Consider the following 17,198-nt stretch of genomic DNA (forward strand, 5'->3'; position numbering starts at 1 on the left):
CCCTTTCCGCGAGTTCGCGCGCGACCACGATCGCGTCGCCAGGCCGCACCAGATGCGCCCGGGTCACGTCCCGCACGGGCTGGCCGCATGACGCGGGCGCCTGCGGAAACAGGGCGCCCCCGTGGTCGAGTTGGCTCACGCGGCTTGACGCACGCATCAGGGAGCCTCCCCGCCCCGATCGTCCGCCGGGCCGTCGGCGGGTGCCGGCCGGCCGAGCCGTTCGGCGGCGGTGACCGCGCCCAGCAGCCGCTCGCGCACCATCTTGGCGAGCACGTCCGGTTCCAGGACCAGCACGTCCGGACCGAACCCGGCGATCCAGCTGGCCGCCGAGTCCGGGTAGCGCAGTTCGATCTCCACGACGTCCCCCGGCTCGCCGGCCATCGCCTGCCGGCTGACCACCCGGGCCCGCCGCCGCAGGCCCTGGGCGCGGCCGTCCGCGACCCACAGCCGTGCCCTGGCCGGCGGCGGTGGCTCGTCGCCGGTGCGGGTGACGATCTCCAGCAGGTCGACGTCCCTGGGCCGCTGCACGGCCCCGTCCTGGCTGGCGGCGCGGACCTCGCCGACGATCCGGGACAGCCGGAAGCACCGCGTGCCGCGCCGGTCCCGGTCATGGCCGACCAGGTACCAGCGGCCCTGCCAGGACACCACGCCCCACGGCTCCACGGTGCGGGTGCGCAACTCGGCCGGGCTGGGCCGGCGGTAGTCGAAGGTCACCACCCGGCCACGCTGCACCGCGGCCAGCAGCGGGCCGAACGCCGGCTCCGGGGTGCGCACCTTGGGCTCCACGGCCGCCGGGGCGGTCTGGTCGACGTCCACACCGGCGGCGCGCAGCTTCAGCAGCGCACCGTGCGCCGCCCCGGTCAGTTCGGGTGACTCCCACAGCCGCACCGCGAGGGCGACCGCGGCGGCCTCGTCCGGTTCCAGGTCGATCTCGCCGAGCTCGTAGTCGCGGCGCGCGATCCGGTAGCCCTCGACCGGGTCGAACACCGAGTTCCGCCCGGTTTCCAGCGGGATGCCCAGATCACGCAGTTCGGCCTTATCCCGCTCGAACATCCGGAAGAACGCGTCATCGCTGGGCGCGTCGGCGTAGCCGGGCACGATCGACCGGATGCGCTCCGCGGTCAGGTACTGGCGCGTGGACAGCAGGCACAGCACCAGGTTGACGAGGCGCTCGGCGCGTGCGGTGGACACGCGGGCACCCTAACTCCGCAGCCCCGTCGCCCGTTCGGGAAACCCGGGATGACACGGAGCGAACGGCACATTCGGTGGCGCTGCCGGGGTGAATGGTCCCTTTCGCTCGCCCGCCGGGCACGGCGCGCCGGCCCGGGGTGACAGTCGGGCTGGCACACTTCCCGGCGTGTCCCCGTCGCGGTTCGCCCCCGTCGCGGGCCTGGCCCGGGCGTGGCACCCGGAACCCGGGATCGCGGTGACGCTGGTCGCCACGGCACTGGCGGTGGCCACCGGTCGGCCCGCCGCCGGGGTGGCCGCCGTCTCCGCCGCGGTGCTGTCCGGGCAGCTCGCGGTGGGTTGGCTCAACGACTTCCTGGATGCCGAGCGGGACATCGCGGTGGGGCGGGCGGACAAGCCGGTGGCCGCGGGCACGGTGCCCCGCCGGGTGGTGCGGGATGCCGCGGTGCTGGCCGGGCTCGCCTGCGTGCCGCTATCGCTGCTCTCCGGGGTGACGGCCGGCCTGGTGCATCTGGTCGGTGTGGCGGCCGCACTGGCCTACGACGTGGGTGTGAAGGCCACGGCGGCATCCGCGCTGCCGTACGCGGTCGCGTTCGGGGCGCTACCGGCGTTCGTGGTGCTCGGGTTGCCCGGGCATCCGGCGCCGCCGTGGTGGCTGGTGGTCGGCGGCGCGCTGCTCGGCTGTGCGGCCCACTTCGCCAACGTGCTGCCCGACCTCGGCGACGACCTGGCCGCCGGGGTGCGCGGGCTGCCGCACCGGCTGGGGCCGGCGGGCAGCCGGGTCGCCGCGTCCGGGCTGCTGCTCGCGGCCTCGCTGGTGCTGGCGCTCGGACCCGGCGGCGGCCCGACGCCGTTCGCGGTGGCCGCCCTGCCGGTGGCGGTGGCGGCGCTGGCGGTGGGGCAGGTGCTCGGTCGCGGTCCGGGGTCCCGGGCGGCGTTCCGCGCGGTCATGGTCGCGGCCGGGGTCGACGTGCTGCTGCTGCTCGCCGCCGGCCCCACCCTGGTGCGGCGGTAGCTCGGCCGGGTCGAGCTACCGAGATCGGCTGCCGCGCGGCCCGGGCTACAGCGAGGCGATGAGGCGTTCCACCCGCTCGTCCACCGCGCGGAACGGGTCCTTGCACAGCACCGTGCGCTGCGCCTGGTCGTTCAGCTTGAGGTGGACCCAGTCGACGGTGAAGTCCCGCCCGGCGGCCTGGGCGGCGGCGATGAAGTCGCCGCGCAGCTTGGCCCGGGTGGTCTGCGGCGGGGTGTCCTTGGCCGCCTCGATCTCGCCGTCGTCGGTGACCCGCTCCACCATGCCCTTGCGCTGCAGCAGGTCGAAGACGCCCCGACCGCGTCGGATGTCGTGGTAGGAGAGGTCGAGCTGGGCGATGCGCGGGCTGGACAGCTCCAGGCCGGCCTTGGCCCGGTACCGCTCGACCAGCCGGTACTTGATCGCCCAGTCGATCTCGCGGTCGATCTTGGACAGGTCCTCCTGCTCGATGGCCTCCAGCGTGCGGCCCCACAACTCGACCACTCGCTGGGTGAGCGGGTCCGGCGAGCGGCGCGCGACGTGCTCGACGGCGCGCGCGTAGTACTCGCGCTGGATGTCCAGGGCGGAGGCCTCCCGGCCACCGGCCAGCCGCACCGGCCGCCGCCCGGTCAGGTCGTGGCTGATCTCCCGGATCGCCCGGATCGGGTTGTCCAGGCTGAAGTCGCGGAACTGCACGCCCTGCTCGATCATCTCCAGGACCAGGTTGGCGCTGCCCACCTTGAGCAGCGTGGTCACCTCGGACATGTTCGAGTCGCCGACGATGACGTGCAGCCGGCGGTACCGCTCGGCATCGGCGTGCGGCTCGTCCCGGGTGTTGATAATCGGCCGCGACCGGGTGGTCGCGCTGGACACGCCCTCCCAGATGTGCTCGGCGCGCTGGGACAGGCAGTAGACGGCACCGCGCGGGGTCTGCAGCACCTTGCCGGCGCCGCAGATGAGTTGCCGGGTCACCAGGAACGGCAGGAGCACGTCGGCGATGCGGGCGAACTCCCCCGCCCGCGCGACGAGGTAGTTCTCGTGGCAGCCGTAGGAGTTGCCCGCCGAGTCGGTGTTGTTCTTGAACAGGAAGATGTCGCCGCCGATGCCCTCGTCGGCCAGCCGACGCTCGGCGTCGACGAGCAGGTCCTCGAGGATGCGCTCGCCGGCCTTGTCGTGCGTCACCAGTTGGGTCAGGTCGTCGCACTCCGCGGTGGCGTACTCCGGGTGCGAACCGACGTCCAGGTACAGCCTCGAGCCGTTGCGCAGGAACACGTTGGACGACCGCCCCCAGGAGACGACACGGCGAAACAGGTACCGCGCCACCTCATCGGGCGACAGGCGACGCTGCCCGTGGAAGGTGCATGTCACCCCGAACTCGGTCTCGATGCCGAAGATCCGCCGCTGCATTCCTCCACAGTAGGCCGTGCGGCGAGTTTCGCTGGTGACCCGTTCGGGGGTTCACCGGTCCGGCGTTAACGTCTCGTGACATCCGGCCCGCGTTGCGAGGGCCGGGCGAACCGACACACCGGCGGCACACGTCCCGGCGCCGACCACGGCGGAGCGCCCGGCCACCACTCGCTGTGACAACGGCAACAGGCACCCGCGACCGGGCGTCGGGAACCTCAACTCTCCCCGGAGCCGCTGCCGTTCCCCGATTCGCCGTCGTCGCCGGAGGACTCGCCGCCCGAGGCCGGTGGTTTGCCCGCGGCGCCGGAGCCGTCCGAGGGCAGCAGTGCCCGCAGCGCCGCCCCGGAGATCCGCCGGAAGGCCCGGTGTGGGCGGTGCCGCTCCAGCACCGCCACCTCGAGGTTGTCGACCCCCAGCGTGCGCGCGCCGCCGTTGCCCGCTCCTGCGGACGCGGGGGCGCTGCTCAGCGTGTGCACCGCGACGCCGATCGCGTCGGCCAACTCCATGCCCTCGCGGTAGCTGTCCTTCAGCGCGGTGGCGATGGAGTCCACCTGCCCGCCCATCACCACGTAGTGAGGCTCGTCGAAGATGGAGCCGTCGAAGGTGAGCCGGTACATCTGGTCCTGGCCGGGCGCGTCGCCGACCTCCGCCACGCAGATCTCCACCTCGAACGGCTTAAGCTGCTCCGTGAAGATCGTGCCCAAAGTCTGCGCGTAGGTATTGACCAGGGTGCGGCCGGTGACGTCGCGCCGGTCGAAGGAATAGCCGCGCAGGTCGGCGAACCGGATCCCGGCGCGCCGCAGCGTCTCGAACTCGCTGTAGCGGCCGACGGCGGCGAAGGCGATGCGGTCGTAGATCTCGGAGACCTTGTGCAGCGAGGTCGACGGGTTCTCGGCCACGAACAGCACGCCCCCCGCGTACGCCAGCACGACAACGCTGCGACCGCGGGCGATGCCCTTTCTCGCGTACTCCGAGCGGTCGCGCATCACCTGCTCGGCGGACGCATACAGCGGCATGGTCAAGGCTGGGCTCCTGAGAAGGTCGGGAGTGGATGCGGGGCGTGCGGGAGTCAGCCCGCCGGGCGTTGGCTGCGGTCGGTGACGACCGCCTGCGCCACCTCGGCGGCCCGCTCCTCGGGCAGCTTCACGGCGCCCTCGGCCGCGGTCACGGTGGCGATCGTCGGGTAGATGCGGCGCACCATGTCGGGACCTCCGGTGGCCGAGTCGTCGTCGGCCGCGTCGTAGAGGGCCTCCACGAGCGCGCGCACCGCGGTCTCCTGGTCCGCGTCGGGGTCGTAGAGCTTCTTCAGGGAGGACTTGGCGAACAGAGAGCCCGAACCGACGGCGTGGTAGCCCAGCTTCTCGTCGTAGCGGCCACCGGTGACGTCGTAGGAGACGATCCGGCCGGCGCGGTCCGGGTCGGCCGCCTCCGTGTCGAATCCGACGAACAGCGGGAGCACGGCCAGGCCGGTCATGGCGACGTCGAGGTTGCCGCGGATCATCTGCGCCAGCCGGTTGGCCTTGCCGTCCAGCGACAACGGCATGCCCTCGATCTTCTCGTAGTGCTGCAGTTCCACCGTGTAGAGCCGGACCAGTTCGATGGCGATGCCGGCGGTACCCGCGATCCCCACCGCGGAGTAGTCATCGGTGATGAACACCTTGTCCATGTCACGCTGGGCGATGAGGTTGCCCATCGTGGCCCTGCGGTCGCCGCCGATCGCCACGCCGCCGCGGAAGGCCACCGCCACGACCGTGGTGCCGTGCGGGGCCTCCACGACACCCTCGGGCAGCCGCCGGTGGCCCGGCAGCAACTCGGGTGCGTGGTCGCGGAGGAAGTCGACGAACGACGACGACCCGGGCGTCAGGTAAGCAGGGGGCAGGGCCGCACCCGGGATGCCCCGGGACGACATGTGGTCCATGCGCAGCATCGTCTCCTGTCGCGGTGGCTGGTCGGCAGCGGGGGACCGGCGGCGCGGGCGCGCCGACCCCCTACTCGCCGCCCTTCTGCACGTAGGCGCGGACGAAGTCCTCGGCGTTCTCCTCGAGCACGTCGTCGATCTCGTCGAGGATCGCGTCCACGTCCTCGTTCATCTTCTCCCGGCGTTCCTGACCGGCCGCGGCGGTGGCCTCGACCTCGTCGTCGCCGTCGCCGCCACCGTGCCGCTGAACCTGCTCCTGGGACATCTCGCCTCCCCTGTGGTTAGGCCTATACGAACATTACCCAGCGGGACCGACATCCGTCGCCGGTTGCGGCGCGATTGATCACAACCCGAGATCAGCCACGGGTGAGGGCATCGACCAGTTCCTCGGCCGTGTCCGCCGCCTCCAGCAGCGCCCCGACGTGCGCCTTGGTGCCGCGCAGCGGTTCCAGGGTGGGGATCCGGACCAGCGACTCCCGCCCCAGGTCGAAGATCACCGAGTCCCACGAGGCGGCGGCCACCGACATCGGGTACTTCTCCAGGCAGCGACCGCGGAAGTAGGCTCGGGTGTCCTCCGGCGGGGAGATGATCGCCGTGCGCACCTCCTCCTCGCTGACCAGGCGTTTCATCGAGCCGCGGGCGACCAGCCGGTTGTACAGGCCCTTCCCCAGGCGGACGTCGGAGTACTGCAGATCGACCAGGTGCAGCCGAGGCGAGCCCCAGGACAGCCCGTCCCGGGACCGGTACCCCTCCAGCAGCCGCAGCTTGGCCGGCCAGTCCAACCGGTCGGCGCACTCCAGCGGGTCACGGGCCAGCGCGTCCAGCACCTCACCCCAGGTGTTCAGCACGTTCAGCGACATCCGGTCGGTGCCGTACCGGTCGGCGTGCTCCGCGGCCCGCTCATGGTAGGCGAACTGCAGGTCCAACCCGGTGAACTTGCGCCCGTTGGCCAGCTCCACGGTGGCCTTGAGACTCGGGTCGTGGCTGATGGTGTGCACCGCGCGGACCGGGTCAGCCAGCCGCAGGTCGTCGAACCGGCGGCCGGCCTCGATCATGTCCAGCACCAGGGCGGTGCTACCCAGCTTGAGGTAGGTGGACGTCTCGGCGAGGTTGGCGTCGCCGATGATCACGTGCAGCCGGCGATATTTGTCCGCGTCGGCGTGCGGCTCGTCCCGGGTGTTGATGATGCCGCGCTTGAGCGTGGTCTCCAGGCCGACCTCGACCTCGATGTAGTCGGCGCGCTGGGAGAGCTGGAAGCCCGGCTCCTCCCCGGTGGCGCCCAGCCCCACCCGGCCGGAGCCGCAGACCACCTGGCGGGAGACGAAGAACGGGGTCAACCCGGCGATCACCGCGGTGAACGGCGTGCTGCGGGCCATCAGGTAGTTCTCGTGCGTTCCGTAGCTGGCGCCCTTGCCGTCCACGTTGTTCTTGTAGAGCTGCAGTTGCGGCTGGCCGGGCACGGTGGCGGCCTTCAGCGCGGCCTCCTCCATCACGCGCTCGCCGGCCTTGTCCCAGATCACCGCGTCCCGGGCGTTGGTCACCTCCGGGCCGGAGTACTCCGGATGGGCGTGGTCGACGTAGAGCCGGGCGCCGTTGGTGAGGATCACGTTGGCCGCGCCGAGATCCTCGACCTCGGGGTCGGACGAGGGCGCGCCCGGGGTGCCCAGGTCGAAGCCGCGCGCGTCCCGCAGCGGCGACTCGACCTCGTAGTCCCAGCGCGCCCGCCGGGCACGCGGGATGTCGGCCGCCGCGGCATAGGCGAGGACGACCTGGGTGGACGTCAGCACCGGGTTGGCCGTGGGGTCGCCGGGCACGGCGATCCCATACTCGACCTCGGTTCCCATGATCCGCCGCATACTGGCAGCCTACGGCCTCTGCCTAGGGAAGGTGTGCGACCCGGGCCACTGGAGTCCCGGTTCGCTCACCGGTCCGCCGCACGACGGTGCGGCGGCTGCGCCGTTCTCGCCACCTCCGTCGCCTGCGCGGCCGCCATCCGCAGCCAAACTCACACGATGGTGTGAGTCCCCTGTTTCCGCCTCGGGGGAAGAAAGTGCCTCGGCGGTGCCCGATGCCGCCTCGGCGGGCGTGCGAGCATCAGCCGGTGAGCGATGCCGATGAGCTGGTCGCGGTCTACGACCGGGACGGTGCCGTGCGGGGCAGTGCGCCGCGGTCCGTGATGCGCGCCGAGGGACTGTGGCATGCGAGCACCGCCGTGCTGGTGCGCTCGACCGCCGGCGACCGGGTGTACGTGCACCGGCGCAGCCCGGACAAGGACATCTTCGCCGGCATGCACGACTGCTGGGCCGGTGGCGTGGTCGCAGCCGGCGAGGACCCCGTGGACGCGGCCACCCGGGAGCTGGGCGAGGAACTCGGCATCGCCGGCGTGCCGCTGCGGCCGCTGTTCACGCTGCGCTACGACGCGCCGCCGGTGCGCTGCCACGTGCACACCTACGAGGCGCGCTGGGACGGCCCGGTGGTCCACCAGCCCGAGGAGATCGCCGACGGCGGGTGGATGCCGCTGGACGAGCTGCGGGACCGGTTGGCCAATCCCGCATGGCCGTTCGTGCCGGACGGCCGGCGGTGCATCGAGGAGTGGTTCCGCCGCCGGCCGCGTTGACCTGGCCGGTCCGCTCAGCCGCGTCGCAGCGCGGCGGCCGCGACCGGAGCGACCCGGATGATCGCGGCGCGGGCCCTGGCCTCCACGGTGGCGTCGATGGTGACCACGGTCAGCAGCGGGCCGCGGGCCAGCAGCAGGGTGCAGCTCCCGGACTGCGCCGCGCCGTGCTCGCACCAGGCCAGCTGGGCGTCGACACCGGTCTGGGGCGGCAGTTCCACTGGCCCGGCGAGCCGGTGCACGCCGTCCGGCGCGGGATAGCTGGGGCAGCTGACCGCCCTGCGCACCGCGTCCACCACACCGGCCGCCCTGGCGCCCGGATAGCCCGCCAGGTACTGCTGCAGCGACGACCCGCTGGCGTACAGCCAACGCGCCTGGTAGCCGGCCGCGGCGGGGCGCCCGGCGAGGTCCAGCGGGGCGTGGCAGGTGGCCAGCGCGGGCAGCACGGCGGGCGCCGGCGGGCCGGCCGGGTGCACCCCCTCGGCCGCCAGGTCGGCCTGGTTGAGCAGACCGCGCTGCAGCGTGGTGGCCAGCGCCTGGCTGCCGGTCAGCGGTACCGGCGCCACGGTGCCGGGTGCCCCGGTGCCGGTGGTCGTCGTCGCGACCGGGTGGCTCGGACCGGTGGTGGGGCTGAGGTCGGCGCGCTGACCGTAGTGCCGCAGGTCGTTCGGCTTGCCGGAGCAGCCGGTGATCACCACGGCGACGCCGAGGGCGGCCACGATGTGCGCGCGACGCAACGCGTTTCCTCCGGTGTCGGGTGTGATGGGTTCCGCGAGGCGCGGGAGCAGCACTCGCAACCTAATGCACGGCCGTCCGGGTGATCGAAGGGCGTCCCCGTCACCGACGGCGCCGACCCTGCGGACGCGGGTCAGGCCCAGGTCAGCGCCCCGCGGTCGGCCCAGTACCGCGCCGGGTACACGGCCAGGCCGGCCAACTCGTCCGCGGCGAGAGGCACCCGCACGGCGGCGAGGTTGGCGCGTAGCTGCGGCACACTGGCCGGGCCGAGCAGCACGGTGTCCGCCCACGGCTGGGCGAGCGCGGCGGCCAGCGCCACCGCATCCGGCCCGGCCTCCCACCGCCGGCCGAGCGCGACCACCTCGGCCGGCGGGTCGACCGCCAGGCGGCCGTTGGCCAGGGCCTCCTTGACCAGCACGTGCAGCCCTTCCCGGTGCGCCTCGGCCAGGGCCGGGCCGACCGAGGGCTCCAGCACGTTCCAGGTGGACTGGACGGCGGCGAACAGTCGCCGGCCCGACACCGACACCTCCAGCGCCCTGCGCACCGTGTCGGCCTGGTGGGGGCCGGAGGTGGAGAAGCCGAGCCGCACGCCGCGGTCGGCCAGCGTGGCGAGGGCGTCCAGCAGGGCACGGTCGGTGAACAGCGGGCTGTCCGCGGTGAGAGAGTGCACCTGGTAGACGGCCACCCGGTCGCCCAGCAGCGCCCGGGTCTCCGCCCACTGCGCGCGGAACCGGGCCAGCGAGTGTTCCTTGACCTCGTGCACCGGGGCGTCCAGCCGCCAGCCGCCGACGTAGGCGTAGCCCCACTTGCTGGACACGGTGACGTCGCGGTGGCCGCGGTCGGCCAGCCATCCGGCGAGGAACTCCTCGGCGCGGCCGTAGGAGCGGGCCGCGTCCACCCACCGGATTCCGGCCTCGTGGGCGGCGTCGAGCACCCGCCAGGTGGCCTCGCGCATGGCGGCCACGCTGCGGTCTGCCGGCAAGGCGTCCTGCCGGCCGAGGTTGATGTACGCGGGCCGGCCCAGGGCGGCCAGGCCGAGCCCGAGGCGGGCGGCGGTCGGCGGTGGCATGACCGCACGCTAACCGCGGCGGCCGCTGGCGCCTACGCGGCCACCCCGCCTGGCCCGGCCACCGGGCATCCGAGCCACGGCGCGCCGCCGCTCTCGCGGCTGGACGCGCCATCAGGGCACGCCTGGGCAGGGCATGGTTCGGGGCCGCCACCCCGGCAGGGATGACAGCCCCGAACTCGTCGCGTCGCCGACCGCCGCCTACAGGTACTGGCCCGTGTTGGTGGCGGTGTCGATCGCCCGGCCGGACTCCTGGTTCTTCCCGGTGACCAGGGTGCGGATGTAGACGATCCGCTCGCCCTTCTTGCCCGAGATGCGTGCCCAGTCGTCCGGGTTGGTGGTGTTGGGCAGGTCCTCGTTCTCGGCGAACTCGTCCACGATCGCATCCAGCAGGTGCTGCACCCGCAGCCCCGGCTGGCCGGTCTCGAGCACGGACTTGATCGCGGCCTTCTTCGCCCGGTCCACGATGTTCTGGATCATCGCGCCGGAGTTGAAGTCCTTGAAGTACAGGACCTCCTTGTCGCCGTTGGCGTAGGTGACCTCGAGGAAGCGGTTCTCCTCCGTCTCGGCGTACATCCGCTCGACGGTGTGCTGGATCATCGCCTCCACGCAGAGCGCCCGGTCGCCGCCGAACTCGGCGAGGTCGTCGGCGTGGATGGGCAGATCCGCGGTGAGGTACTTGGAGAAGATGTCCTTGGCCGCCTCCGCGTCCGGCCGCTCAATCTTGATCTTCACGTCCAGCCGGCCCGGCCGCAGGATGGCCGGGTCGATCATGTCCTCCCGGTTGGACGCGCCGATCACGATCACGTTCTCCAGCCCCTCGACGCCGTCGATCTCGCTGAGGAGCTGCGGCACGATCGTGGTCTCCACGTCGGAGGACACGCCGCTGCCTCGGGTCCGGAAGATCGAGTCCATCTCGTCGAAGAACACGATCACCGGGGTGCCCTCGGACGCCTTCTCCCGCGCCCGTTGGAAGATCAGCCGGATGTGTCGCTCGGTCTCACCGACGAACTTGTTGAGCAGCTCCGGACCCTTGATGTTGAGGAAGTACGACTTGGCCTGACCGTCGTCGTCCCCGCGCGCCGCGGCGACCTGCTTGGCCAGCGAGTTGGCCACCGCCTTGGCGATCAGGGTCTTGCCGCAGCCGGGTGGACCGTACAGCAGCACGCCCTTGGGCGGCCGAAGCTGGTACTCCCGGAACAACTCCGCGTGCAGGAACGGCAGCTCCACGGCGTCGCGGATCTGCTCGATCTGCCGGAACAGGCCACCGATGTCGGAGTAGTCGACGTCCGGGACCTCCTCCAGGACCAAGTCCTCGACCTCGGCCTTGGGCACCCGGTCGTAGGCGTACCCGGCCTTGTTGTCGACAAGCAGGGAGTCGCCCGGCTTCAGCGGCGACGGGTCGAGCGAGTCGGCCAGCCAGACCACCCGCTCCTCGTCCGCATGCCCGACGACGAGGGCACGCGTCGGCTTCCCGTCACCATCGGAGGCGAGCAGTTCGCGCAGCGTGCACACTTCGCCGGTCTGCTCGAAACCGCCGGCCTCCACCACGGTGAGCGCCTCGTTCAGCCGCACCGACTGGCCGAGACGCAGCTCGTCCACCTCGACGGCGGGAGACACGGTGACCCGCATCCGACGCCCCGCGGTGAACACGTCGACCGTGTTGTCCTCGTGGCGTGCCAGGAACACGCCGTATCCGCTTGGCGGCTGAGCCAGGCGGTCCACCTCTTCCCGCAGCGCGAGCAGTTGGCTACGCGCCTCGCGAAGGGTCTCGATCAGTTTGGCATTGCGTTCGCTGAGTTGGTTGACACGTTCGGACGCCTCGGCAAGGCGCTGCTCCAGCAGACGAACGTGCCGGGGTGAATCCGTCAGCTTCCGGCGTAGCAACGTGATCTCGTCTTCGAGTGCCTGGACGTGAGCTGCCCACTCCTCGGCACTCGCACCGCTGTTCCGCTCGCCGCCCTCCGAGGGCTGGCTGCCGGGACGGTCGTGCTGCATGTCGGCACCCTCCTCCCGTGCTTCGTACCTCCACGGTACCGGCGATCACCGACAAAAGAGGCCATCGGCGTGGCCGTCGAGACGGAGGTGTAAGAACGGGAACCCACCTCGGCGGGACGCGATGCTCCATTTCGGTGTCTAGTGGAACCTCCTACCCACTACCGTGCGTCCAGTACCTCGTCATCGTTGTCCGTTCCGCGGAGTGTCCCTCTCTGGCCTGGGAAGTTCTAGGAGTACGTGATGTCCGTCCCGCCGCAACAGCCCGGTTACGGCAACCAGCCGGGTGGGTGGCCACAACAGCCTGGTCAGCCGGGCCAGCCACCGGGTGCGGGCTATGCCCAGTCCCCCGGCGGATTCCCCCAGAGCGGTGATGAATCCGCACAGCGGGCCGGTCTCCCACATGCTGGACAGCAGCCGCCGCAGTACGGCCAGTTCGGCCAGCCGAGCGGTTTCCCGCAGCAACCGGGTCACTACGGCGGTTTCGCCGGGCAACCGGCCGCGCCCGCTGGCTGGGCCCAGCAGCCGGGCCAGTTAGGGCAGTTCGGGCAGCCCGGCCCGGTCCCGCCGTACGGCACGCCCGGGCAGCCGCCCGGCCAGTTCGCGCCGTATCCCAACCAGTTCGGCGAGGCGCCGAAGAAGCGGCGCGCGCTGCCCTGGGTGCTGGCCGGGGGCGGTGTGGTGGTCGTAGCGGCGGTCGTGCTGCTGGTGGTGTGGCTGGCCGGCGGGAGCGGCAGCACGCCTCAGGCGACGGCGCAGGCCGTCATCGACAAGCTCAACGCCAAGGACGTGTCCGGACTGAAGGCGTTGAGCTGCAAGGCCGAGCAGAGCAGCATGGCGTCCTCCAGCGACATCGACCCGATGAAGGACGCCCCCGCCGAGTACCGGAGCATGCAGGCGCAGTGGACGCTGCGCGGCGTGCAGCAGAAGGACGACAGCCACGCCGACGCCGCGATCAACCTGCGGTTCACGAACATTCCGGCGAACCTGCCCGCGACGGTCCGGGATCGGATGTCCCAGGGCGTGGACGGAACACTGGTCCTGGTCAAGGAAGACGGTGACTGGAAGGCCTGCGACCTCAAGAAGGCCGGCAGCCCGAGCTAGCGTCTCCCCGACCGCCCCGGTGATCGCACCGGGGCGGTCGGCGGTGCGCACGGGCCGTGCCCATGGCGGGGACCGCCGGTGCTCAGCCGCGACTGGGGCGGCGCTGCGGCTTGGGCGGCACCACGCCCTCGGCCAGCCGGCGGGCGGTGAGCAGGAACGCGGTGTGCGCGACCATCCGGTGCTCCGGGCGCACCGCGAGGCCCACCACGTGCCACGGCCGCAGCAGCGTCTCCCACGCCTGTGGCTCGGTCCAGCACTGCTGCTCCCGCAGTGCCTCGGTCACCCGGGAGAGCTGGGTGGTGGTGGCCACGTAGACGACCAGCACCCCGCCCGGTACCAGGTTGGCCGCCACCGTGGGCAGCACCTCCCACGGCGAGAGCATGTCCAGCACCACCCGGTCCACCTCGCCGGCGTGCTCGGTGACGTCGGCCACGTGCAGGGTCCAGTTCTCCGGCCGTGTTCCGAAGAACTGCTCCACGTTGCGCACCGCATGGTCCGCGTGGTCCTGGCGCAGCTCGTAGGAGGTCACCGTGCCCTCGGGGCCCACGGCGCGGAGCAGCGAGCAGGTCAGCGCGCCCGAGCCGGCGCCGGCCTCGAGCACCCGCGCGCCGGGGAACACGTCGCCCCACATGAGGATCTGCGCGGCGTCCTTGGGATAGATGACCTGCGCGCCGCGCGGCATGGCGAGCACGTAGTCCGGCAGCAGCGGGCGCAGCGCCAGGAACGAGGTGCCGCCGGCCGAGGTCACCACGGAGCCCTCCGGCTTGCCGATGAGCTGGTCGTGGTCCAGCGCGCCGCGGTGGGTGTGGTACTGCCGGCCGGGTTCGAGCACGAGCGAGTACCGCCGCCCCTTGGGGTCGGTCAACTGCACCCGGTCACCCGGGCGGAACGCGCCTCGTGCCGTGCTCACCGTGTGGATCCTCCTCCGCGGAACGCCGAAACCGCCGGCCGCCCCTGGCGGGCGCGGGGCCGGCGCAGAATCGTCGCAGAGCCGGTGAACGGCCCGATCGGGTGGTCAGCCGTGCCGGTGGGCGGCAAGTGCGGCCCGCAGGTCCTCGCGGTGCAGCACCCCGGCCGGTCGCCCGTCGGCGTCGACCACGAGGAACTGCCAGGCGGCCGCGGCGCGCACCCGCTCGGCGATCTCCTCCCCCGGCTCGCTGTCCAGCAGCACGGTCTCCGCGCGGATCGGCTCGGCGGCCTGCTCGGCCGGCGCGTACGGGGCGGCCGCCGCCAGCCGTTCCGCGGCGAGCTGGTTGAGCAGCCCGGCGGCCACCCCGTCGGCGCGGACCAGCACCACGCCCCGGCCGGCCGAGGCGGCGAGCGCGTCGGCGACCGGGCTCTCCGCCGGCAGTTGCAGCACCGGGCGTACCAGGTCGGCCAGCCGCAGCCCGTCCGGCCAGCTCCGGCGTTGCTCGGCGGCCAGTTCGCCGCTGGCGCCCATCACCACGAACCACGCGGTGAGCAGACACACCCCGAGCCGTAGCCACTGGTCCTCGCTGCCCTCGGCCACGCCGACGAGCGCCCACAGCACCAGGGCCACCGCGACCACGCCGCCGCCGACCACGGCCGCCTTGGTAGCGAACCGGCGCCGCCCGGTGACCGCCCACACCGCGGCCCGCAGCATCCGGCCGCCGTCCAGCGGGAGCCCGGGCAGCAGGTTGAACACCGCGACCGCGGCGTTCGCCACCGCGGTCTGCACCACCAGCAGCCACAGCGCCGTCCCGCCGGGCACCATCAGCACGATCGCCCCGAACACGGCGGCCAGCAGCACGGAGACCGCGGGACCGGCCGCGGCGACCAGGCCCTCCTGGCGTGGCCGCGGCGGCGTCTTCGCCACCTCGGAGATGCCGCCGAGCAGGAACAGCCGCAGCCGGCGGACCGGCAGCCCGAAGCGCAACGCCACCACGCAGTGCCCGAGTTCGTGGGCCAGCACGGACAGCCCGAGCAGCGCGGCGAACGCGGCGGCCAGCAGCACCGCGACCAGCGGGCTGGTGTCCGGCAGCAGCCGGCCCACCAGCGGCGCGTAGAGCAGCGTCACCACCAGCGAGCCCAGCCACCACGACGGGGCGAGCAGCACGGGCACGCCGAAAACCCGGAACAGCACGAGGCCGCCGTCCCGGTCCGGCTGTCCCGCCCAGCTCCTCATCGCGGCCACAGTGCAAGAGCGTAGGCCGGTCGTTGTGGGGCCCCGGTGACGCGGCGGTGCCGTCGCCCGCTCCGCCACGTCGGACCGACGGCGGAGCTGGACGGTGACGCGCCGCGATGAGCTGCGGCAACATCAACGTGTCGGTGCCCTGCCCTAAGGTGCGGGCCATGGCGGACAAGGTCGACGCGGAAACCGTGGTGGCGGACGCGGCGCCGGAGGCTTCGGCGGGCGGGCGGGTGGTGCCCGCGCAGGGCGTGGTGCGGCGGCCCGCGCTGTCGCCATCGCGGGCCAGCGACTTCAAGCAGTGCCCGCTGCTGTACCGGTTCCGGGTGGTCGACCGGCTGCCGGAGCGGCCGACCCGCGCCCAGGTGCGGGGCACGGTGGTGCACGCCGTGCTCGAGGAGCTGTTCACCCTGCCGGCGGCCGAGCGGCTACCGGCGCGGGCGCGCGAGCTGCTGCTGCCGGCCTGGCAACGGTTAGCCGGCGAGCGGGAGGAGTTCGCCGGCCTGTTCGCCGGCGAGGACGACCCCGAGTTCACCGCGTGGCTGGATTCCGCGCACCGGCTGCTGGAGGGCTACTTCGGGTTGGAGGACCCGGCCCGCCTGGAGCCGGAGGCCTGCGAGCTGCTGGTCGAGGCCGAGCTGCCGTCCGGGGTGTTGCTGCGCGGCTACATCGACCGGCTGGACGTGGCGCCGACCGGGGAGATCCGGGTGGTCGACTACAAGACTGGCGCGGCGCCCCGGGAGATCGGCGAGGCCAAGGCGCTGTTCCAGATGAAGTTCTACGCGCTGGTGCTGTGGCGGCTGCGCGGGGTGGTGCCGCGGCAGCTCCGGCTGATGTACCTGGCCGACCGCCAGGCCCTCGCCTACACCCCGGACGAGGCCGAGCTGAGCCGTTTCGAGCGCACTCTGGACGCGATCTGGACGGCGATCCTGCGGGCCGGGCGTACCGGCGACTTCCGGCCCAACCCGAGCCGCCTGTGCGACTACTGCGACCACAAGGCGTACTGCCCGGAGTTCGGCGGGACACCGCCGCCCTATCCGGGCTGGCCGGAGCCTGACCCGGGTGAGGAGACCCCGCTGGACCGGGCCGACTGATCTCGGGTGCCCGGACGCGCACGATCGTCCCGCCGGGTTGGGGCTGACGCCGGAGTTACCGGCGAGTAACCTCGCGGTAGGCGGCGATCGGAGGCAACGTCATGGGTGGCGCGTTCTACCAGCCGGTCGGCGTGGACCGGTTTCGGGCGACCGGGCACACCGCAGGGCCGTGGTCGGCGGCGTCCCAGCACCTCGGGCCGCCGTCGGCGCTGCTGGTACGCGCGCTGGAGGGCTGCGCGCCGCGCGACGGCATCGCCCTCGCGCGGGTCACCGTGGAGATTCTCGGACCGGTTCCGGTGGCCGAGTTGACGGTGACCGCCGAGGTGGAGCGCGCCGGGCGGTCGGTGGAGTTGCTCGCCGCCGAGCTTCGGCACGACGGCCGGCCGGTGCTGCGCGCGCGGGCGTGGCGGATCGCCCGCACGGATACCACAGCGGTGGCCGGTGGCGCACCGCCACCGCTGGTCGGCCCGGACGGCGCCACACCGATGACCGTGCCGGACGGCTGGGGCCGCGGCTACCTCGACGCGGTGGAGTGGCGGGTACTGCGCGGCGGCATGTTCAGCTCCGGACCGTCCGTGGTGTGGGCGCGGCCGCTCGTCGACCTGGTGGACGGCGAGTCCCTGACCGACCTGCAGCGGGTGTTCGTGATCGCCGACTCGGCCAGCGGGGTGTCCAGCCGGCTGGACATCCGCCGGTGGCTGTTCATCAACACCGAACTCTCCGTGCACCTGTACCGGGTGCCGTCCGGGGAGTGGGTCGGCATGGACGCGGCCACCTGGCTCGGCCCGGGCGGCGTGGGGCTGGCGGCCAGCACGCTGCACGACCTCACCGGTCCGGTCGGGCGCTCCACGCAGGCCCTGCTGGTTCGTCCCCGGGACGCGGCGGCGAGCCCGGGGACGGCCGAGGCGTAGCGGCC

16 protein-coding genes are annotated in these 17,198 nt (G+C 72.8%); 5 read left to right on the top strand and 11 right to left on the bottom strand.

The window, feature by feature from the left end:
- Positions 1–156: 156 nt before the first annotated feature.
- Positions 157–1,191 (bottom strand): helix-turn-helix transcriptional regulator, encoded by a 1,035-nt coding sequence (locus tag FFT21_RS01030; protein WP_137811786.1) that lies wholly within the window; start codon positions 1,189–1,191, stop codon positions 157–159.
- Between the two features lie 166 nt (positions 1,192–1,357).
- On the opposite strand from FFT21_RS01030, the gene FFT21_RS01035 reads away from it, so the two are divergent.
- Positions 1,358–2,203, top strand: coding sequence for a UbiA family prenyltransferase (locus FFT21_RS01035; RefSeq protein WP_225978005.1), 846 nt, complete (start codon positions 1,358–1,360; stop codon positions 2,201–2,203).
- Between the two features lie 45 nt (positions 2,204–2,248).
- Here FFT21_RS01035 and pafA read toward each other — a convergent pair whose 3' ends face one another.
- The 5 genes from pafA to dop all read right to left on the bottom strand — a co-directional run bounded on the left by pafA (position 2,249) and on the right by dop (position 7,381).
- Positions 2,249–3,607 (bottom strand): Pup--protein ligase, encoded by a 1,359-nt coding sequence (gene pafA / locus FFT21_RS01040; protein ID WP_137811788.1) that lies wholly within the window; start codon positions 3,605–3,607, stop codon positions 2,249–2,251.
- A 215-nt stretch (positions 3,608–3,822) separates the two neighbouring features.
- Positions 3,823–4,629 carry a proteasome subunit alpha gene (prcA, locus tag FFT21_RS01045; RefSeq protein WP_137811789.1) on the bottom strand — a complete coding sequence of 269 codons (807 nt, stop codon included), beginning with the start codon at positions 4,627–4,629 and terminating at the stop codon, positions 3,823–3,825.
- 47 nt (positions 4,630–4,676) lie between these two features.
- Positions 4,677–5,525 carry a proteasome subunit beta gene (prcB, locus tag FFT21_RS01050; protein ID WP_137811967.1) on the bottom strand — a complete coding sequence of 283 codons (849 nt, stop codon included), beginning with the start codon at positions 5,523–5,525 and terminating at the stop codon, positions 4,677–4,679.
- 70 nt (positions 5,526–5,595) lie between these two features.
- Positions 5,596–5,790 (bottom strand): ubiquitin-like protein Pup, encoded by a 195-nt coding sequence (locus FFT21_RS01055; RefSeq protein WP_137811790.1) that lies wholly within the window; start codon positions 5,788–5,790, stop codon positions 5,596–5,598.
- A 91-nt stretch (positions 5,791–5,881) separates the two neighbouring features.
- A complete protein-coding gene (dop, locus tag FFT21_RS01060) occupies positions 5,882–7,381 on the bottom strand; it encodes a depupylase/deamidase Dop (RefSeq protein ID WP_137811791.1) in 1,500 nt (499 codons plus the stop codon).
- A 245-nt stretch (positions 7,382–7,626) separates the two neighbouring features.
- Here dop and FFT21_RS01065 point away from each other — a divergent pair, with 245 nt between their 5' ends.
- Positions 7,627–8,142, top strand: a complete 516-nt coding sequence (locus FFT21_RS01065; RefSeq protein ID WP_225978006.1) for an NUDIX hydrolase — start codon at positions 7,627–7,629, stop codon at positions 8,140–8,142.
- 14 nt (positions 8,143–8,156) lie between these two features.
- Here the strand turns inward: FFT21_RS01065 and FFT21_RS01070 are convergent, their stop codons facing one another.
- From FFT21_RS01070 to arc, 3 genes are all read right to left on the bottom strand, one after another.
- Positions 8,157–8,876 carry a hypothetical protein gene (locus FFT21_RS01070; RefSeq protein WP_137811793.1) on the bottom strand — a complete coding sequence of 240 codons (720 nt, stop codon included), beginning with the start codon at positions 8,874–8,876 and terminating at the stop codon, positions 8,157–8,159.
- A gap of 131 nt (positions 8,877–9,007) precedes the next feature.
- A complete protein-coding gene (locus FFT21_RS01075) occupies positions 9,008–9,943 on the bottom strand; it encodes an aldo/keto reductase (RefSeq protein ID WP_137811794.1) in 936 nt (311 codons plus the stop codon).
- Positions 9,944–10,141: 198 nt separating this feature from the next.
- Positions 10,142–11,938, bottom strand: a complete 1,797-nt coding sequence (arc, locus tag FFT21_RS01080) for a proteasome ATPase (protein WP_137811795.1) — start codon at positions 11,936–11,938, stop codon at positions 10,142–10,144.
- A gap of 240 nt (positions 11,939–12,178) precedes the next feature.
- Between arc and FFT21_RS01085 the strand changes: the two genes are divergently transcribed.
- Positions 12,179–13,039: an Rv0361 family membrane protein gene (locus FFT21_RS01085; protein WP_137811796.1), complete on the top strand. Its 861-nt coding sequence runs from the start codon at positions 12,179–12,181 to the stop codon at positions 13,037–13,039.
- 82 nt (positions 13,040–13,121) lie between these two features.
- Here FFT21_RS01085 and FFT21_RS01090 read toward each other — a convergent pair whose 3' ends face one another.
- Both FFT21_RS01090 and FFT21_RS01095 read right to left on the bottom strand, forming a co-directional pair.
- Positions 13,122–13,949 (bottom strand): tRNA (adenine-N1)-methyltransferase, encoded by an 828-nt coding sequence (locus FFT21_RS01090; protein WP_137811797.1) that lies wholly within the window; start codon positions 13,947–13,949, stop codon positions 13,122–13,124.
- A 105-nt stretch (positions 13,950–14,054) separates the two neighbouring features.
- A complete protein-coding gene (locus FFT21_RS01095; protein ID WP_137811798.1) occupies positions 14,055–15,185 on the bottom strand; it encodes a site-2 protease family protein in 1,131 nt (376 codons plus the stop codon).
- A 167-nt stretch (positions 15,186–15,352) separates the two neighbouring features.
- Between FFT21_RS01095 and FFT21_RS01100 the strand changes: the two genes are divergently transcribed.
- Both FFT21_RS01100 and FFT21_RS01105 read left to right on the top strand, forming a co-directional pair.
- Positions 15,353–16,282, top strand: coding sequence for a RecB family exonuclease (locus FFT21_RS01100; protein ID WP_137811799.1), 930 nt, complete (start codon positions 15,353–15,355; stop codon positions 16,280–16,282).
- Positions 16,283–16,383: 101 nt separating this feature from the next.
- On the top strand, positions 16,384–17,193 hold the full coding sequence (locus FFT21_RS01105; RefSeq protein ID WP_137811800.1) for a thioesterase family protein: 810 nt from the start codon (positions 16,384–16,386) through the stop codon (positions 17,191–17,193).
- Positions 17,194–17,198: the final 5 nt, after the last annotated feature.

The organism is Gandjariella thermophila, from assembly GCF_005405885.1.
Taxonomy (GTDB): Bacteria; Actinomycetota; Actinomycetes; order Mycobacteriales; family Pseudonocardiaceae; genus Gandjariella; species Gandjariella thermophila.